Source organism: Pseudomonas citronellolis, from assembly GCF_900112375.1.
Lineage (GTDB): Bacteria > Pseudomonadota > Gammaproteobacteria > Pseudomonadales > Pseudomonadaceae > Pseudomonas > Pseudomonas citronellolis.
In genome coordinates this window covers 38,056-55,366 of sequence record NZ_FOLS01000026.1, presented here as the reverse complement: position 1 = coordinate 55,366, position 17,311 = coordinate 38,056, and the positions used below count along the sequence as shown (strand labels likewise).

At 66.9% G+C, this 17,311-nt stretch carries 12 protein-coding genes and 1 pseudogene; 10 read left to right on the top strand and 3 right to left on the bottom strand.

The features are described from left to right. The first annotated feature begins 241 nt into the window (after positions 1-241). From dadA to BM060_RS22655, 6 genes are all read left to right on the top strand, one after another. Complete coding sequence (gene dadA / locus BM060_RS22680) at positions 242-1,537, top strand: D-amino acid dehydrogenase (protein ID WP_043268135.1); 1,296 nt, start codon at positions 242-244, stop codon at positions 1,535-1,537. Continuing rightward, complete coding sequence (locus BM060_RS22675; RefSeq protein WP_043268137.1) at positions 1,512-1,865, top strand: RidA family protein; 354 nt, start codon at positions 1,512-1,514, stop codon at positions 1,863-1,865. The genes dadA and BM060_RS22675 overlap by 26 nt, the downstream gene beginning before the upstream one ends. Positions 1,866-1,976: 111 nt before the next feature. Then, positions 1,977-3,056 (top strand): alanine racemase, encoded by a 1,080-nt coding sequence (gene alr / locus BM060_RS22670; RefSeq protein ID WP_074983210.1) that lies wholly within the window; start codon positions 1,977-1,979, stop codon positions 3,054-3,056. A gap of 168 nt (positions 3,057-3,224) precedes the next feature. Then, the gene (locus BM060_RS22665; RefSeq protein WP_009614094.1) at positions 3,225-3,773 is read left to right on the top strand and encodes a cupin domain-containing protein; all 549 of its coding nucleotides are present in this window, start codon (positions 3,225-3,227) and stop codon (positions 3,771-3,773) included. A gap of 158 nt (positions 3,774-3,931) precedes the next feature. Further along, a complete protein-coding gene (locus BM060_RS22660) occupies positions 3,932-4,357 on the top strand; it encodes a c-type cytochrome (protein ID WP_074983207.1) in 426 nt (141 codons plus the stop codon). A gap of 1,130 nt (positions 4,358-5,487) precedes the next feature. Continuing rightward, on the top strand, positions 5,488-7,326 hold the full coding sequence (locus BM060_RS22655; RefSeq protein WP_135499852.1) for an acetyl-CoA hydrolase/transferase C-terminal domain-containing protein: 1,839 nt from the start codon (positions 5,488-5,490) through the stop codon (positions 7,324-7,326). Positions 7,327-7,475: 149 nt separating this feature from the next. On the opposite strand, the gene BM060_RS22650 is transcribed toward BM060_RS22655, so the two are convergent. After that, positions 7,476-8,048, bottom strand: a complete 573-nt coding sequence (locus tag BM060_RS22650; RefSeq protein ID WP_074983203.1) for a xanthine phosphoribosyltransferase — start codon at positions 8,046-8,048, stop codon at positions 7,476-7,478. A 374-nt stretch (positions 8,049-8,422) separates the two neighbouring features. Further along, positions 8,423-10,432 (bottom strand): DNA helicase Rep, encoded by a 2,010-nt coding sequence (gene rep / locus BM060_RS22645; RefSeq protein ID WP_074983200.1) that lies wholly within the window; start codon positions 10,430-10,432, stop codon positions 8,423-8,425. A gap of 232 nt (positions 10,433-10,664) precedes the next feature. Between rep and BM060_RS22640 the strand changes: the two genes are divergently transcribed. Beyond that, on the top strand, positions 10,665-12,386 hold the full coding sequence (locus tag BM060_RS22640; RefSeq protein ID WP_370311013.1) for a putative bifunctional diguanylate cyclase/phosphodiesterase: 1,722 nt from the start codon (positions 10,665-10,667) through the stop codon (positions 12,384-12,386). Here the strand turns inward: BM060_RS22640 and BM060_RS22635 are convergent. Continuing rightward, positions 12,287-13,755, bottom strand: a pseudogene (locus BM060_RS22635) (NorM family multidrug efflux MATE transporter). The gene BM060_RS22640 and the pseudogene BM060_RS22635 overlap by 100 nt on opposite strands. Positions 13,756-13,892: 137 nt before the next feature. On the opposite strand from BM060_RS22635, the gene BM060_RS22630 reads away from it, so the two are divergent. The 3 genes from BM060_RS22630 to BM060_RS22620 all read left to right on the top strand — a co-directional run bounded on the left by BM060_RS22630 (position 13,893) and on the right by BM060_RS22620 (position 17,305). Then, positions 13,893-14,813, top strand: coding sequence for a LysR substrate-binding domain-containing protein (locus BM060_RS22630; RefSeq protein WP_074983195.1), 921 nt, complete (start codon positions 13,893-13,895; stop codon positions 14,811-14,813). A gap of 179 nt (positions 14,814-14,992) precedes the next feature. Beyond that, entirely contained in the window at positions 14,993-16,045 is a 1,053-nt protein-coding gene (locus BM060_RS22625) for an HAD family hydrolase (protein ID WP_074983193.1), read from the top strand. A gap of 207 nt (positions 16,046-16,252) precedes the next feature. Then, positions 16,253-17,305: a hypothetical protein gene (locus BM060_RS22620; protein WP_058488046.1), complete on the top strand. Its 1,053-nt coding sequence runs from the start codon at positions 16,253-16,255 to the stop codon at positions 17,303-17,305. Positions 17,306-17,311: the final 6 nt, after the last annotated feature.

Genomic DNA, 17,311 nt, shown 5'->3' with positions numbered 1-17,311 from the left:
AAGCGCACCGAATTAGTTGCTGAAAACCGCGATCCGACATACTTGCATGGCTATGGATTTTTCAGGTGTTTTTGCTGATTATCTGGTGGATGCGCCTCCGTGAAAGGCGTTTTCACCAAGAATTTCCTTCAATTAACGCCTGTTAAATAGTGATTATTTCTGCGGTCGAATTCCTATACTGCGCGCAACTGACGTTCAAAATAAGAAACGTCGCGTGCCCCACGCGACGTGGGAGGCAGCGATGCGCGTTCTGGTTCTTGGCAGCGGTGTGATCGGCACCGCCAGTGCTTACTATCTGGCCCGTTCCGGTTTCGAAGTGGTGGTGGTAGACCGCCAGCCCGGCCCGGCCCTGGAAACCAGCTTCGCCAACGCCGGCCAGGTTTCCCCCGGCTATGCCTCGCCCTGGGCCGCCCCGGGCATCCCGCTCAAGGCCATGAAGTGGCTGCTGGAGAAGCACGCGCCGCTGGCCATCAAGCTCACCGGCGACCCCAGCCAGTACGCCTGGATGTGGCAGATGCTGCGCAACTGCAACGCCGCCAGCTACGCGGTGAACAAGGAGCGCATGGTGCGCCTGTCCGAGTACAGCCGCGACTGCCTCGACGAACTGCGCGCCGAAACCGGCATCGCCTACGAAGGCCGCACCCTGGGCACCACCCAGCTGTTCCGCACCCAGGCCCAGCTCGACTCCGCCGCCAAGGACATCGCCGTGCTGGAAAGCTCCGGCGTGCCCTATGAAGTCCTCGACCGCGCCGGCATCGCCCGCGTCGAGCCGGCTCTGGCCAAGGTGGCCGACAAGCTGGTCGGCGCCCTGCGCCTGCCCAACGACCAGACCGGCGACTGCCAGATGTTCACCACCAAGCTGGCCGAACTGGCCCAGGGCCTGGGCGTGGAGTTCCGCTTCAACCAGAACATCCAGCGCCTGGACTTCGCCGGCGACCGCATCAACGGCGTGTGGATCGATGGCCAACTGGTCACCGCCGACCACTACGTGCTGGCCCTGGGCAGCTACTCGCCGCAGATGCTCAAGCCGCTGGGCATCAACGCCCCGGTCTACCCGCTGAAGGGCTACTCGCTGACCGTGCCGATCACCAACCCGGACATGGCGCCGACCTCGACCATCCTCGACGAGACCTACAAGGTCGCCATCACCCGCTTCGACCAGCGCATCCGCGTCGGCGGCATGGCCGAGATCGCCGGTTTCGACCTGTCGCTGAACCCGCGCCGCCGCGAAACCCTGGAAATGATCACCACCGACCTCTACCCCGAGGGCGGCGACGTCAGCCAGGCGACCTTCTGGACCGGCCTGCGCCCGGCCACCCCGGACGGCACCCCGATCGTCGGCGGCACCCGCTACCGCAACCTGTACCTGAACACCGGCCACGGCACCCTGGGCTGGACCATGGCCTGCGGCTCGGGCCGCTACCTGGCCGACCTGATGGCGAAGAAGCGCCCGCAGATCAGCACCGACGGCCTGGACATTTCCCGCTACAGCAACGCCTCGGAGGCTCAGAATGGCCATCCAGCGCCTGCACACTAATGGCCGCATGAGCCAGATCGTCGTCCACAACGGCACCGTCTACCTGGCGGGCCAGGTGGGCGACGACATGGCCGCCGGCGTCGAACAGCAGACCCGCGAAGTCCTGGCCAGCATCGAGCGCCTGCTCGAAGAGGCCGGCACCGACAAGACGCGCATCCTCTCGGTGACCATCTACCTGAAGGACATCGACGCGCACTTCGCCGGCATGAACGCCGTCTGGGACCAGTGGCTGCCGCAAGGCACCGCCCCGGCCCGCGCTACCGTGGAAGCCAGGCTCTGCGAGCCGGAGATCCTGGTGGAGATGTCGGTGGTCGCGGCCCTGCCGTAAACCTTTGCGTGGGGCCTGGTCGGATTGCCAGGCCTTTTTTTGCTTCACGGCCTTCGTGGGCGCGGGTTCGCCCGCGGCTGCGCCGTACCCGAATAACAGAGAGTTCCCGCCATGCGTCCAGCCCGTGCCCTGATCGACCTCCAGGCCCTGCGCCACAACTACCGCCTGGCCCGCGAAGTCAGCGGCGCGCGCGCGCTGGCGGTGGTCAAGGCCGATGCCTACGGCCACGGCGCGGTGCGCTGCGCCAAGGCCCTGGAGGCGGAAGCCGACGGCTTCGCCGTGGCCTGCATCGAAGAGGCCCTGGAGCTGCGCGAAGCCGGCATCCGCGCGCCCGTCCTGCTGCTGGAAGGCTTCTTCGAGGCCAGCGAGCTGGAGCTGATCGAGCGCCATGACTTCTGGTGCGTGGTGCACTCGGCCTGGCAACTGGAGGCCATCGAGCGCGCCCGCCCGGCCAAGCCGCTGACGCTGTGGCTGAAGATGGACTCGGGCATGCACCGCGTCGGCTTCTTCCCGCAGGACTACGCCGCCGCCCTGGCGCGCCTGCAGGCCCTGCCGCACGTGGCCAAGGTGGTGCTGATGAGCCACTTCGCCCGCGCCGACGAGCTGGACTGCGCGCGCACCGAGGAACAGGTCGCCGCCTTCGAGGCCGTGCGCGCCGGTCTGGGCCAGCCCTACGAGGTCAGCCTGCGCAACTCCCCTGGCATTCTCGGTTGGCCGAGCGTGCCCAGCGACTGGGTGCGCCCGGGCATCATGCTCTACGGCGCCACCCCCTTCGAACAGGCCCAGCCGCTGGCCGACCAGCTGCGCCCGGTGATGACCCTGGAGTCGAAGATCATCGGCGTGCGCGAACTGCCGGCCGGCGAGCCGGTGGGCTACGGCGCGCGCTACGTCGCCGAGCGCTCGGTGCGCGTCGGCGTGGTCGCCATGGGTTACGCCGACGGCTACCCGCGCCACGCGCCAGACGGCACCCCGGTGTTCATCGACGGCCAGGCCAGCCGCATCATTGGCCGGGTGTCCATGGACATGCTCACCGTCGACCTCACCGACCTGCCCGGCGCCGGCCTGGGCAGCCGCGTCGAGCTGTGGGGGCCGAACGTCCCGGCCAGCCAACTCGCCAGCCTGTGCGGCAGCATCCCCTATCAATTGTTCTGCAACCTCAAGCGCGTACCGCGGGTCTACAGCGGCGACTGAGCGACGAACTGCGTAAAGTTTGCGCAGTATCCGAGGCCGATCTGTTGTAAATACTGAACGGTGTTGCCATGATACGGGCACTTCGGAACCCGCTCGCCGCAAGGCGCAGGCGGGTTCCGCCCGTTAGAGCCTGGCAGAACAAGAAATAAGATAAGGAGGACCCCACCCTTGGACGTTGGCGCTCGCCTACAAGCCATCCGTAAACTCAAAGGGCTGTCCCAGCGTGAACTCGCCAAGCGCGCGGGCGTCACCAACAGCACCATCTCGATGATCGAGAAGAACAGCGTGAGTCCGTCGATCAGCTCCCTGAAGAAGGTGCTGGGCGGCATTCCCATGTCCCTGGTGGAGTTCTTCTCCCTGGACATCGAGCAGGACAGCAACACCCAGGTGGTCTACAAGGCGGACGAGCTCAGCGACCTGTCCGACGGCGACATCATCATGAAGCTGATCGGCAAGGCCTACCCCAGCCGCGCCATCACGCTGCTCGACGAGACCTACCCGCCAGGCGCCGACACCGGCGACGACATGTACTCCCACGAAGGCGAGGAGACCGGCGTGCTGGTCGAAGGCCGCCTGGAGCTGACCGTCGGCGACGAGGTCTACGTCCTCGAAAGCGGCGACAGCTACTATTTCGACAGCACCCGCCCGCATCGCTTCCGCAACCCCTTCGATGCGCCGGCGAGGCTCATAAGCGCGACGACTCCGGCAAATTTTTAGAGGCGGCTGAGCCGCCTGCGACCGTATGACGCAAGGCCCCCGCGGGCCCTGCAATTGTTTCAGACGCGCGCTCTTCCGTTATACTTGCGGCCGCCCGCGCTACCTAGACTGCGATGGAAACCGTGCCCGGGCGTACAAGCCACGATGAGGGTAAAAGGGTGAACCTGATAAAGAAAATCCTGGTGGCCCAGGCCGCCGTACTGGCCCTGATGGCCGCTGGCGCCCAAGCCACGACCAATGACGACATCGCCAAGCGCCTGGAACCGGTGGGCAAGGTCTGCGTCCAGGGCAAGGAGTGCGAAGGCGTCGGCGCTGTCGCTTCCGCCGGAGGTGGCGGTGCGCCGCGTTCGGGCGAAGAGATCGTCGGCAAGGTCTGCACCAACTGCCACGGCACCGGCCTGCTGGGCGCGCCCAAGGTCGGCGACAAGGGCGATTGGGACAAGCGCGCCAAGGACCAGGGGGGCCTCGATGGTCTGCTGGCCAAGGCCATTTCCGGCATCAATGCCATGCCGCCGAAAGGCACCTGCGCTGACTGTTCGGACGATGAGCTGAAGGCTGCCATCAAGCACATGTCCGGTCTCTGAGCCACGGGCTGGCAGGAAAAGCCGCTTACGGGCTGATGCTGTCGGCTTAAGAAAGAATGCCGTTTCTCTGGTTGGGGAAACGGCATTTTTCGTATGGGGGTGGGGATAGGGATAGGGATTGGTTTGCGAAGGCTTGGTTTGCGAACTTTGGTCCTGCGCTCCGATCTCCACCCCGTCATTCCCGCGAACGCGGGAACCCAGCTGCCTTGGCTTGGGTGTTTTTGCGCCGCTCCGAGTTTGCCCTGCCTTCTCGTTTCGCCCCCTCGGGCGAGTCCCTTTTGTCAAACGCCACAAAAGGAACCAAAAAGGCTTGCCCCGCATACGGGCCCGACAGAGCCGGGCTACCCTCGCGAACTCCCCCGCCACGGAGGCCCGCCCCGAGGGTACATCCCTGTAGCCCGCGGGGCTCTCGCGACATCCATGTCGCATGACCTCCTGAGCGCGGGTTTCGCTCGGCCTTCTGAAGGGGCGTTTCGGTGCGCGCGGATGTTTCTCTGGAAATCCAAAAGCCAGAGCAAGAGCGAACGCGCTTTTGCTTTTCGTAGGAGCGAGCTTGCTCGCGAACCCACCAGCCACTGGATTCCCGCGTTCGCGGGAATGACGGGGTAGAGTTAGGCGTTTCAGGATGACTCAGGATTTTCCCTTCGCTCAGGACAGCCCCCTCTCCCTTCAGGGAGAGGGCTGGGGAGAGGGTGACGGACTCCGCCCACACACTTCTGCCAACCCTGAACTCCGCTCCCCCTCCCTAACCCTCCCCCGCAAGCGGGAGAGGGGACCGTTCGGCGTGAAGCGGAATCACGAAGCTCCCTGAATCCATATGCAAATCACTGGATTCCCGCATTCGCGGAAATGACGAGGAGGTGTAGGCGTTTCAGGATGACTCCAAATTCCCCACCCACTCCGAACGGCCCCCTCTCCCTCCGGGAGAGGGTTGGGGTGAGGGAGCGGAGTCAGGCTTGGCCACCTTCGCTGAACCACCGCACCACTTAAATGAAAAGACGCCGGAGCCTCACCGCCGGTTTCCGGTCCAAACTGGACAGGCAACCACGGAGGATCGCACCTTGGCGCACCGCTGCACCCTCGACGAAGCCGTCGACCACCTGCTGGCCGGGCTCGATGGCCCGATTCGCCTGGGCCTGCCGTTGGGCCTGGGCAAGCCCAACCATCTGGTCAACCTTCTCTACCGGCGCCTGGGCGAGCAGCCGGCGCGCCAGTTGACGCTCTACACCGCGCTGTCGCTGGGCCGCCCCCAGGCCGGCAGCGAGCTGCAGCGGCGCTTCCTCGAACCCTTCGTCGAACGCCTGTACGGCGACTACCCGGAGCTCGACTACCTGCGCGACCTGCGCCAGGGCAGCCTGCCGCCGAAAGTGCGCGTCGAGGAGTTCTACCTGCAGCCGGGCAGCCTGCTGGACAGCGCGCCGGCGCAGCAGAACTACATCAGCTGCAACTACAGCCACGTTGCCCGCGACCTCGACGCCAAGGGCATCAACGCCGTGGCCCAACTGGTCGCCCGCGACCCGGCGCGGCCCGGCAGGCTGAGCCTGTCGTGCAATCCGGACATCACCCTCGACCTGCTGCCCATGCTGCGCCGCCGCCGCGCGGCCGGTGAGCGCATCCTCTGCATCGGCGTGGTGCACCGCGACCTGCCGTACATGCCGGGCGACGCCGAGGTCGACGAAGATATCTTCGACCTGCTGGTGGAGCAGCCGGAGGACGCCAGCACGCTGTTCTCCACGCCCTACATGCCGGTGGGCTGGCAGGACCACTGCATCGGCCTGCACGCCAGCGCCCTGGTGCGCGACGGCGGCACCCTGCAGGTCGGCATTGGCGCCATGGGCGATGCGGTGACCTCGGCGCTGCTGCTGCGCCAGCGCGACAACGCTGCATACTGCTCGCTACTCGCCGAACTGGAGATCGCCGAGCGCCACGCCGGAGTGATCGAACGCGAAGGTGGGTTGGGTACCTTCAGCCAGGGCCTCTACGGTTGCAGCGAGATGTTCGTGCCGGGCCTGCTGGACCTGGCCGAGGCCGGCGTACTCAAGCGGCAGGTTTATCCACAGGTGGAACGGCCGCGCGCGGACGCCGGCGGTATCTGGCTGCACGCTGGCTTCTTCCTCGGCCCACAAGCCTTCTACCAGCGCCTGCGCGAACTGCCGGCCGAGCGCCTGGCCGGCATCGCCATGACCGGCATCGGCTTCGTCAACAACCTCTACCGCGACGAGGAACTCAAGCGCCTGCAGCGCCGCGACGCACGCTTCATCAACAGCGCCTTCACCGTCACCCTGCTCGGCGCCGGGGTGGCCGACCAGTTGGAGGACGGCCGCGTGGTCAGCGGCGTCGGCGGCCAGTACAACTTCGTCGCCCAGGCCCACGAGCTGCACGGCGGGCGCTCCATCCTGCTGCTGCGCAGCTGGCGCGAGAGCGGCGGCGAGGTCAGCTCGAACATCGTCTGGAGCTACGGTCACACCACCATTCCGCGGCACCTGCGCGACATCGTGGTGACCGAGTACGGCATCGCCGACCTGCGCGGGAAGAACGACGCCGAGGTGATCGAAGCGCTACTGGCCATCGCCGATTCACGCTTCCAGGACGGCCTCATCGCCGAGGCCAAGGCGGCGGGCAAGCTGCCGGCGGATTTCGAGCTGGAGCGGCGCTACCGCGACAACCTTCCCGAACGCCTGCAGGCGGTCTGTGCGCAGCATCGCGAGGCATTGCCGGAATACCCGCTGGGCTGCGACTTCATGTCCGAGGAACGCGACCTGCTGCGGGCGCTGACCTGGCTGAAGAGCAAACTCCGGCTCAGCGAGATCCTCGAACTGGGCAAGGCCACCTTGGACGCGCCGGAGCCGGCGGCCTTCCCGGCGCACCTGGCGCGCATGGGCCTGGAGCAGCCGGATGGCCTGCGCGAAGAGCTCTACCAGCGCTTGATCCTCGCCGGCCTGCACGCCACCCGGGACGGCTTTGTGTAGGAGCGAGGGGGACGCCTAGTTGTTGCTCGCGAACAGACCTGGCGCCGAAGCGGTTCGCGAGCAAGCTCGCTCCTACGAAGGGAATGAAGGGCACGAAAAAAGGCGGGAACCCTTGCCGGGCGCCCGCCTTTTTCACAGCGCAGCCTGAGTCAGTCGAGGAACTCGACCTCGCCGCCCGACAGGGATTTCACCCGGGCCAGGGATTCGACGCGGTAGCCTTCACTTTCCAGCAGGTTGCGGCCGTCCTGGAAGGACTTCTCGATGACGATGCCCAGGCCGGCGATGCTCGCCCCTGCCTGCTGGATCAGGTCGATCAGCGCCTTGGCGGCGTGGCCGTTGGCGAGGAAGTCGTCGATCACCAGCACGTGGTCGGCGGCGGTCAGGTGCCGCGCGGAGATGGCGATGGTGCTCTCGGTCTGCTTGGTGAAGGAGAACACCTTGGAGATCAGCAGGTCGTTCTTCAGCGTCAGCGACTGGAACTTGCGGGCGAAGATCACCGGGATGCCCAGCTCCAGGCCGGCCATGACCGCCGGGGCGATGCCCGAGGCCTCGATGGTGACGATCTTGGTGATGCCCTGGCCCTTGAAGCGTTCGGCGAACTCGTGGCCGATCTGCTTCATCAGCAGCGGGTCGATCTGGTGGTTGAGGAAGGCGTCTACCTTGAGGACCTGATCGGACAGGACGATGCCTTCGCTGCGGATTTTGTCTTTGAGGGTGTTCAATTGGGGGCTTCCTGGCGGAGCTGGGGCCGCTGATGAAGCGCGCAATTCTACCTCGTAAGCGCTGGCCTGCGCGACCCTCCGACAAAAGAAGAAGCTGATCGGATGGACAGCTTCCGCTGGCCGTCGCCGTGGCATTCCATTGTAGGAGCGCGCCCTGCGCGCGAATCGCGGGCAGGGCCCGCTCCTACAGGTTGGCGGCGAATTTCCTATCCGTGCCGGACGGCCATCGCGGATGAATCCGCTCCTACGTTGTTTTCTGGGTTCCCGCGTTCGCGGGAATGACGGGGTGAGAGTCGTGTTTTCCGACGTCATTCCCGCGAACGCGGGAATCCAATAGACAGTTGCTCCTACGAAGACGCAGGGCCCTGCCGCGCTCAGCGCTTGAGCAGCGCGCGGATGTCCGCCAGGGCCGCGTTGCCCTTGGCTGCCTTGACCTCCACCGGGGCGTCTTCGTGGCCTTCCCAGACCAGGTCCTCCGGCGGCAGTTCGTCGAGGAAGCGGCTCGGCGAGCAGTCGATGATCTCGCCGTACTGCTTGCGCTTGGCGGCGAAGGTCATGGCCAGGTTCTTCTTCGCCCGGGTGATGCCGACGTAGGCCAGGCGCCGCTCTTCCTCGATGCTGTCGGCCTCGATGCTGGAGCGGTGGGGGAGGATTTCCTCCTCCACGCCGAGGATGAACACGTAGGGGAATTCCAGGCCCTTGGAGGCGTGCAGGGTCATCATCTGCACGCCGTCGGCGCCTTCCTCTTCCTCCTGCTGGCGTTCGAGCATGTCGCGCAGCACCAGCTTGGCGATGGCCTGCTCGATGGTCATGTCGCCGTCCTCGTCGCGCTCCAGGGTGTTCTTCAGCGCCTCGATGAGGAACCAGACGTTGCCCATGCGGAAGTCGGCGACCTTGTCGCTGGAGGCGTTCTGCCGCAGCCAGTTCTCGTAGTCGATGTCCATCACCATGCTGCGCAGCGCGCCGATCGGGTCGGAGCCCGCGCACTGCTCGCGGACCTTGTCGATGAAGCGCTTGAAGCGCTGCAGGCGCTCGACGAAGCGCGCGTCCAGGTGCTCGGCCAGGCCCAGCTCGCCGCTGGCGGCGAACATCGAGCAGCCGCGCTCGGTGGCGTAGTTGCCGAGCTTCTCCAGGGTCGCCGAGCCGATCTCCCGGCGCGGCACGTTGATCACCCGCAGGAAGGCGTTGTCGTCGTCCGGGTTCACCAGCAGGCGGAAGTAGGACATCAGGTCCTTCACTTCCTGGCGGGCGAAGAAGCTGGTGCCGCCGGACAGGCGATAGGGAATCTGGTGGTGCTGCAGCTTCAGCTCGATCAGCTTGGCCTGGTAGTTGCCGCGGTAGAGGATGGCGAATTCGCTGTAGGGCCGCTCGGTCTTCAGGTGGATGGTGAGGATTTCCATGGCCACCCGCTCGGCCTCGGCTTCCTCGTTGCGGCAGCGGATCACCCGGATCGGGTCGCCTTCGCCCATCTCGCTCCACAGCTGCTTCTCGAACACGTGGGGGTTGTTGGCGATGAGCACGTTGGCGCACTTGAGGATGCGGCTGGTGGAGCGGTAGTTCTGCTCCAGCATCACCACCTTCAGCGAGGGGAAGTCGTCCTTGAGCTGCATCAGGTTTTCCGGACGCGCGCCGCGCCAGGCGTAGATCGACTGGTCGTCGTCGCCGACCACGGTGAAGTGCGCGCGCTGCTGCACCAGCAGCTTCACCAGCAGGTACTGGCTGGCGTTGGTGTCCTGGTATTCGTCCACCAGCATGTAGCGCACGCGGTTGCGCCACTTCTCGAGGATGTCCGGGTTGTCCTGGAACAGCTTCACCGGCTGCAGGATCAGGTCGTCGAAGTCCACCGCGTTGTACGCGCGCAGGGTGCGCTGGTAGTGCAGGTAGACCATCGCGGCGGTCTTTTCCTTGGGGTTGCGCGCCTGGGCCAGGGCCTCGTCGGGCAGGATCAGGTCGTTCTTCCAGCCGCCGATCAGGTTCTTGATCTCGTCCAGGCCGTCGTCGCCGGAATACTCCTTCTGCATGATGTCCGTCATCAGCGCCTTCACGTCGCTCTCGTCGAAGATCGAGAAGCCGGGCTTGTAGCCCAGGGCGGCGTATTCCTTGCGGATGATGTTCAGGCCCAGGTTGTGGAAGGTGGAGACGGTCAGGCCCTTGCCTTCGCCGGGGCGCAGCAGGGTGCTGACGCGCTCCTTCATCTCGCGCGCGGCCTTGTTGGTGAAGGTGACGGCGACGATGTACTGGGCGCGGATGCCACACTGCTGGACCAGGTAGGCGATCTTGCGGGTGATCACGCTGGTCTTGCCGGAGCCGGCGCCGGCCAGCACCAGCAGGGGGCCGCCGACGTAGTTCACGGCCTCTTGCTGCCGGGGGTTGAGTCGGGACATGGTTCGGGAAGGGTATCGATGGCGAAGCGGGCGGCCATTCTACCAGCCCCGCCCGGGGCTGCGGAAAAACGGCGATCTGTGACGCCGTCGCGCTTCGCCGTTTTGGATAAATTCATACTTGTATTAGGCTTGTGGCTGCATTAGTTGAAGAAAACTCTGAAGAGTTTCCTTGGTTCCGCTCCGACAGACGGCATCGTCCGGGCGCTGGAACGCCAATCCGGATGGCCGGGGCATGGGATGGCGCCCGGGGCATTCCTTTTCTTTTCATGGGGGTCGCTTGGCTGCGTCGGTCGAGTCCACGCGCCTGCTCCTGCTGGCTGAAACGCCACAGTGGGCCCAGCTGCTGCGCGAGCATCTCGCCGCGCTGGGCAACGCTTATTCGCTGATCACCGCGCCTTCCTGGGAGTCCGCCCGCAGCCTGTTCGACGAGGACGAGGTCGGCCTGGTGCTGGCTACCCCGGGCCGGCTGCCGTCGCGGGACAACTGCCGGCTGCCGATCATCCTGCTGCTGGAGCACGAGCCCGCGCAGACGCCCGCCGGCGTGGCCGACTGGCTGACGCCGCAGCTGAGCAGCGAGGTGCTGCGCCGTTCCCTGCGCTACGCCCGCGAGCGCAGCGGCCTGGAAGCCACCCTGCAGCGCCTGGCCGAGCAGGACCCGCTGACCGGCATCGCCAACCGCCAGGGCTTCCAGACCCTGCTGGCCGCGCAGCTGGATGAGTTCCAGGGCCGCGGCCTGGCCCTCGGCCACCTCGACCTGGACAACTTCCGCCACGTCAACGACGCTCTCGGCCACCAGGCCGGCGACCGCCTGATCCTGCAGGTGGTGGCGCGCCTGCGCTCGCACCTGGAGCACGGCGACCGCCTGGCGCGCCTGGGCAGCGACGAGTTCGCCCTGCTGCTGGACACCCGCCGCGACCCACGGCGCGCCGAGCGCCTGGCCGAGCGCATCGTCGAAGTGCTGGGCGAGCCCTACTGGGTGGAGGGCGAGAGCCTGCTGCTGGGCTGCAGCCTGGGCCTGGCCCATGCCCGCTCCGGCGATAGCGCCGACGCCCTGATGTGGCACGCGCACATCGCCATGCAGCAGGCCAAGATGCGCCAGGGCTGCACCTTCCACCTCTTCGACGAGCGCATCAACCGCGGCGCGCGCAGCCTGGCCGAACTGGAAAGCGAACTGCGCCGGGCCCTGCGCCGCGACGAACTGGAACTGCACTACCAGCCGCGCCTGGACCTGGAGAGCGACACCATCGTCGGCCTCGAGGCCCTGGTGCGCTGGCGCCACCCCAGCCGCGGGCTGCTCACCCCGGGGGACTTCGTGCCCCTGGCCGAGGAGAGCGGGCTGATCGTGCCGCTGGGCTACTGGGTGATCGCCCGCGCCCTGCGCGACATGCAGTGGCTGCTCGGGCGCGGCCTGCCGCCGCTGCACATGGCCATCAACCTGTCGTTCCGCCAGTTCCAGGACAGCCAACTGCTGCCCACGCTGCAACGGCTGATCGCCGAGCGCGGCGTGGATGCACGCTGGCTGGAATTCGAACTCACCGAAACCGCCGTGATGCGCCGCAGCGAGCAGGTCCTGCAGACCATGCAGACGCTGGGGCAACTGGGCGTGCGCTTCTCCCTGGACGACTTCGGCACCGGCTTCTCCTCCTTCGTCCACCTCAACAGCCTGCCGATCACCCTGCTGAAGATCGACAAGAGCTTCGTCGGCGGCATGTCCGAGCGCGCCGAGAACCGCCAATTGGTGCGGGCCATGATCAACCTGGCGCACAACCTCAACCTGGAGGTGGTCGCCGAGGGCGTGGAAAGCGCCGACCAGCGCCAGTTGCTGCGCCAGTTCGGCTGCGACCAGGTGCAGGGCTACTGGATCAGCCGCCCGCTGCCGTTGCCCGAGCTGGCGCGCTTCCTGGTGTTCGGCGCCGGACGCGCGCTCAGGCAGCAGGACCCGGTCGGCAACTGAAGCCCGGTTCCGCCATCGGCTGCAGCAGCCGCGCGGTGCGTGCCTCGAAGGCCAGGCACAGGCCCAGCGCGGTACACGCCAGCCCCGCCGCCAACCCCCACCAGACGCCGTGCGGGCCCCAGCCGAAGGGGAAGGCCAGCAGCCAGGCCAGCGGCACGCCCGCCAGCCAGTAGCCGGCCAGGCCCACCAGGAAGGTGATGCGGGCATCCTTGAGGCCGCGGATGGCGCCCATGGCGATGCTCTGCAGGCCGTCGAACAGCTCGAACCAGGCGGCGATCGCCAGCAGGCTCACGGCCAGTTGCACCACCGCCTGGTTGGCCGGTTGCTCGAGATCGAGGAACAGGCCGATGACCTGGCGCGGCGCCAGCCAGAACAGCAGGGCGAAGGCGAACATGCACAGCGCGCCGAAGCCGATGCCCACCCGCCCGGCGCGGCGCGCCTCGAGCAGGCGCCCGGCGCCGTAGTGCTGGCCGATGCGGAAGGTCACCGCGTAGGAAATCCCCACCGGCACCATGAAGGCCAGGTACACCGACTGGATGGCGATCTGGTGCGCGGCCAGCGCAGTGGCGCCGATCGCCCCCATGCACAGGGTGGCCACGGTGAACATGCCCGACTCCACCGCGTAGGTGCCGCCGATCGGCAGGCCCAGGCGCAGCGTCTCGGCGATCTCCCGGCGCTGCGGCCGGCCCAGGCCGCGCAGCAGCGGGTAGCCGGCATAGGCCGGGTGCCAGCGCAGGTACAGCGCGAGGATCAGCGGCAGCAGGTTCATGACGATGGCGGTGACCAGGCCGATGCCGGCCAGGCCCAGGCGCGGCAGGCCGAACCAGCCGTCGAGGAAGGCGTAGTTCAGGCCCAGGTTGGCCAGCGCGCCGAGCGCGCTGATGGCCATCACCGGGCCGGGCCGCTCGATGGCGCTGGTGAAACCGCGCAGCACCATGAAGGCCAGGTAGCCGGGCAGGGCGAAGAGAATGCTGTGCAGAAAACTCATGGTGCCGTGCACCGTCGCCGGCGCCTGGCCGAGCGCCAGCAGCAGCGCCTCCAGGTTCCACAGCAGGGCGCCGGCGAGCAGCGCCAGGCCCAGGCCGACCCACAGCCCCGCCTGGGTGGCGGCGGCCGCGCCGGCGCTGTCGCGCGCGCCATGGCGGATCGCCACCAGGTTGCCGGTGGCCGCCACCACGCCGCTGCACACGGTGGAGACGAAGGCGTAGGTGGAGGCGCCCAGGCCCCCTGCGGCCAGGGCGTCGGGGCCGAGCTTGCCCATCATCAGGGTGTCGGTGAAGACCATGGCGACATAGGCCAGCTGGGCGGCGATCAGCGGCCCGGCCAGGCGCAGGATGGCCTGCAGTTCGGTGCGGTAGGGCGTGGGCATGGCATGAGTCTGGTTTGGGCGGCGCCTGGCGCCTCCCGGATTGGTCGATTCGCCCATTCTGGTGGGGCGTGGGGCCTTCCCACAAAAGGAAAAAAGCGATGCAATCCATGAGTCAGACTCATGCCTGAAGGCCTACCATGCCCCGTCGCCTGCCCCCGCTCTATGCCCTGCGCGCCTTCGAGGCGGCCGCCCGGCACGCCTCCTTCACCCGCGCCGCCGAGGAACTGGCCATCACCCAGAGCGCGGTGAGCCGCCACGTGCGCACCCTGGAGGAGCACTTCGACTGCCAGTTGTTCCAGCGCCAGGGCCGCCAGCTGCGCCTGACCGAGCCGGCGCGCCTGCTGCTGCCGGGCCTGCGCGACGGCTTCGACGCCCTGGAGCGCGCCTGCGCCAGCCTGCACAGCGACGAGGACGTGCTGCGCCTGAAGGCGCCCTCGACCCTGACCATGCGCTGGCTGCTGCCGCGCCTGAGCGTGTTCCGCATGGCCAACAGCGATATCGAGGTGCAGCTGACCAGCGCCTGGATGGACGTCGACGAGGTGGACTTCGCCCGCGAGCCCTTCGACTGCGCGGTGCTGCTCAGCGCCGGGCGCTTCCCGGCGGAATGGGAGAGCTGCCTGCTGTTCCCCGAGTGGCTGATCCCGGTCGGCGCCCCGCAACTGCTGGACGATGGCCCCTGGGACGTCGAGCGGCTGGCCGCCGCGGAGCTGCTGCACCCCACGCCGGACCGCCGCGACTGGCGCCGCTGGCTGCAGCGCGTGGGCCTGGAGGAGCAGGTGTCGCTCAAGGGCGGCCAGGTGTTCGACACCCTGGAGCTGGGCATAGTCGCGGCCACCCGCGGCTACGGCCTGTCCATCGGCGACCTGGTGATGGTCGCCGAGGATGCCGCCGCCGGCCGCCTGGCGCTGCCCTGGCCCAGCGCGGTAGCCAGCGGCGAGAGCTATTACCTGGTCTGGCCCAAGGCGCGGCGACAGCAGGAGCGCCTGCGTCGTCTGAGGGATTTTCTTCTGGCCGAAGTCAGCGCAATGCGACTGCCGCAGGTTGAAATGCTGGAGTAGCTTGTAGGGCGTTTCAGCGGCCCCTGCGGCCGGAATGCGCATGCGACGCCCGACCGCCTGTCTGGTCCTTTTCCCCCTTGCTACGGTCGTGGCGGAGGGGAAAACGCCCGGCCATCAATGATGGGCCAAAGCCCATGTCGCCGCGCCTTCCCCGCCATTCGCAACCGGGGGAACATTCGATGAAAACCTATGGACTATTGTTCGGCATCCTGCTGCTCGGCGGCCTGGCCAACGACGCCGTGGCCGCGACCGAGCTCAAGCACTGGCCGGAGCCCGTGGCGAAGCAGCTCGACGAACTGATCGCGGCCCACGCCAACAAGGGCGCCTACGCCGTCTTCGACATGGACAACACCAGCTACCGCTACGACGTCGCCGAGGCGTTGCTGCCGTACCTGGAGAACGAGGGCGTGCTGACCCGCGACAAGCTCGACCCTTCGCTGAAGCTGATCCCCTTCAAGGACCTCAAGGACAAGAAGGAGAGCCTCAACAGCTACTACACGCGGCTCTGCGAATTCGACCACCGCGTCTGCTACCCCTGGGCCGCCCAGGCGCTTTCCGGCCTGACCCTGCGCGAGCTCAAGGGCCACCTCGACGCCATGATGGCGAGCGGCAAGCCGGTCAAGAGCGACTACTACGACGGCGACACCCTGAGCGCCGTGGAGGTGCAGCCTCCGCAGCTGTTCACCGGCCAGCAGGAACTGTTCAAGCGGATGATGGAGCACGGCATCGAGGTCTACATCCTCACCGCCTCCCACGAGGAACTGGTGCGCATGGTCGCCAGCGACCCGAAGTACGGCTACAACGTCAAGCCGGAGAACGTCATCGGCGTCAGCACCCTGCTGAAGGACCGCAAGACCGGCGCGGTGACCACCGCGCGCCGGCAGATCACCGAGGGCAAGTACGATCCCGAGGCCAACCTGGACCTGGAATTCACCCCCTACCTGTGGACCCCGGGCACCTGGATGGCCGGCAAGACGGCGGCCATCCAGACCTACATCGACCCGTGGAAGAAGCCCATCCTGGTCGGCGGCGACTCGCCCAGCAATGACGGCCACATGCTGTTCCACAGCACGGCGGACGACGGCATGCGCCTGTGGGTGAACCGCAAGGCCAAGTACATGGACCAGCTCGAAGGCATGATCGAGCGGAACGCCGAGGCCCAGGCCAGGCTCGGCCAGCCGGTGCGCGTCGACAAGAACTGGCTGGTGGTCACGCCCGAGGAGATTCTCTGAGCCAGCGGCGGGCGGCGCCCCCTGCGCTGCCCGCCGCTTCCAGGCATGCCCTGTCGCTCCTGGCCAAGTCCTGGCGCGCAGGCAACGCCCGAGGTCGCGTTCATCGCAGGACTGCAACACGGCTTTGCTAGGGTGAATGCTGGACTAGTCCAGGGAACGGCCCGCGCCGGGTCCTTCCACCCACAAGACCACCTCGGGGGAAACCAGATGAAACCCATGCGCACCCTGCTCGCCGCGCTGCTGCTCGGCGGCCTGGCCAGCAGCGTCTTCGCCGCCACCGAACTCAAGCACTGGCCGGAACCGGCCGCCAAGCAGTTGGACGCCCTGATCGCGGCCAACGCCAACAAGGGCGCCTTCGCGGTCTTCGACATGGACAACACCAGCTACCGCTACGACCTGGAGGAGTCGCTGCTGCCCTTCCTGGAAATGAAAGGCGTGCTGACCCGCGAGAAGCTGGACCCGTCGCTGAAGCTGATCCCCTTCAAGGACGTGGGCGGCCACAAGGAAAGCCTGAACAGCTACTACTACCGCCTCTGCGAGGTCGACGACCTGGTCTGCTACCCCTGGGTCGCCCAGGTGTTCTCCGGCTTCACCCTCAAGGAACTCAAGGGCTACGTCGACGAGCTGATGGCCTATGGCAAGCCGATCCCCAGCACCTACTACGAGGGTGACGCGGTCAAGACCATCGAGATCAACCCGCCGAAGGTCTTCACCGGCCAGCAGGAGCTGTACAACAAGCTGATGGAGAACGGCATCGAGGTCTACGTGATGACCGCCGCCCACGAGGAACTGGTGCGCATGGTCGCCAGCGATCCGAAGTACGGCTACAACGTGAAGCCGCAGAACGTCATCGGCGTCACCACCCTGCTCAAGGACCGCAAGACCGGCGCGCTGACCACCGCGCGCAAGCAGATCGGCGAGGGCAAATACGATCCCAAGGCCAATATGGACCTGGAGATCACCCCCTACCTGTGGACCCCGGCGACCTGGATGGCCGGCAAGCAGGCCGCCATCCTCACCTACATCGACCAGTGGAAGCGCCCCATCCTGGTCGGCGGCGACACCCCCAGCAGCGACGGCTACATGCTGTTCAACGGCACCGCCGAGAACGGCGTCCACCTGTGGATAAACCGCAAGGCCAAGTACATGGACCAGCTCGACGGCATGATCAAGAAGAACGCCGAGGCCCAGGCCAAGCTGGGGCAGCCGGTCACCGCGGACAAGAACTGGGTGATAGTGACGCCGGAGCAGATCCAGTAGCGCGGG

Excerpts from the sequence above, each read along its gene's own strand:
- dadA (WP_043268135.1), top strand. The coding sequence starts at position 242 with ATGCGCGTTCTGGTTCTTGGCAGCGGTGTGATCGGCACCGCCAGTGCT.
- BM060_RS22675 (WP_043268137.1), top strand. The coding sequence starts at position 1,512 with ATGGCCATCCAGCGCCTGCACACTAATGGCCGCATGAGCCAGATCGTC.
- alr (WP_074983210.1), top strand. The coding sequence starts at position 1,977 with ATGCGTCCAGCCCGTGCCCTGATCGACCTCCAGGCCCTGCGCCACAAC.
- rep (WP_074983200.1), bottom strand. The coding sequence starts at position 10,432 with ATGTCCCGACTCAACCCCCGGCAGCAAGAGGCCGTGAACTACGTCGGC.
- BM060_RS22640 (WP_370311013.1), top strand. The coding sequence starts at position 10,665 with ATGGGATGGCGCCCGGGGCATTCCTTTTCTTTTCATGGGGGTCGCTTG.
- BM060_RS22630 (WP_074983195.1), top strand. The coding sequence starts at position 13,893 with ATGCCCCGTCGCCTGCCCCCGCTCTATGCCCTGCGCGCCTTCGAGGCG.
- BM060_RS22625 (WP_074983193.1), top strand. The coding sequence starts at position 14,993 with ATGAAAACCTATGGACTATTGTTCGGCATCCTGCTGCTCGGCGGCCTG.
- BM060_RS22620 (WP_058488046.1), top strand. The coding sequence starts at position 16,253 with ATGAAACCCATGCGCACCCTGCTCGCCGCGCTGCTGCTCGGCGGCCTG.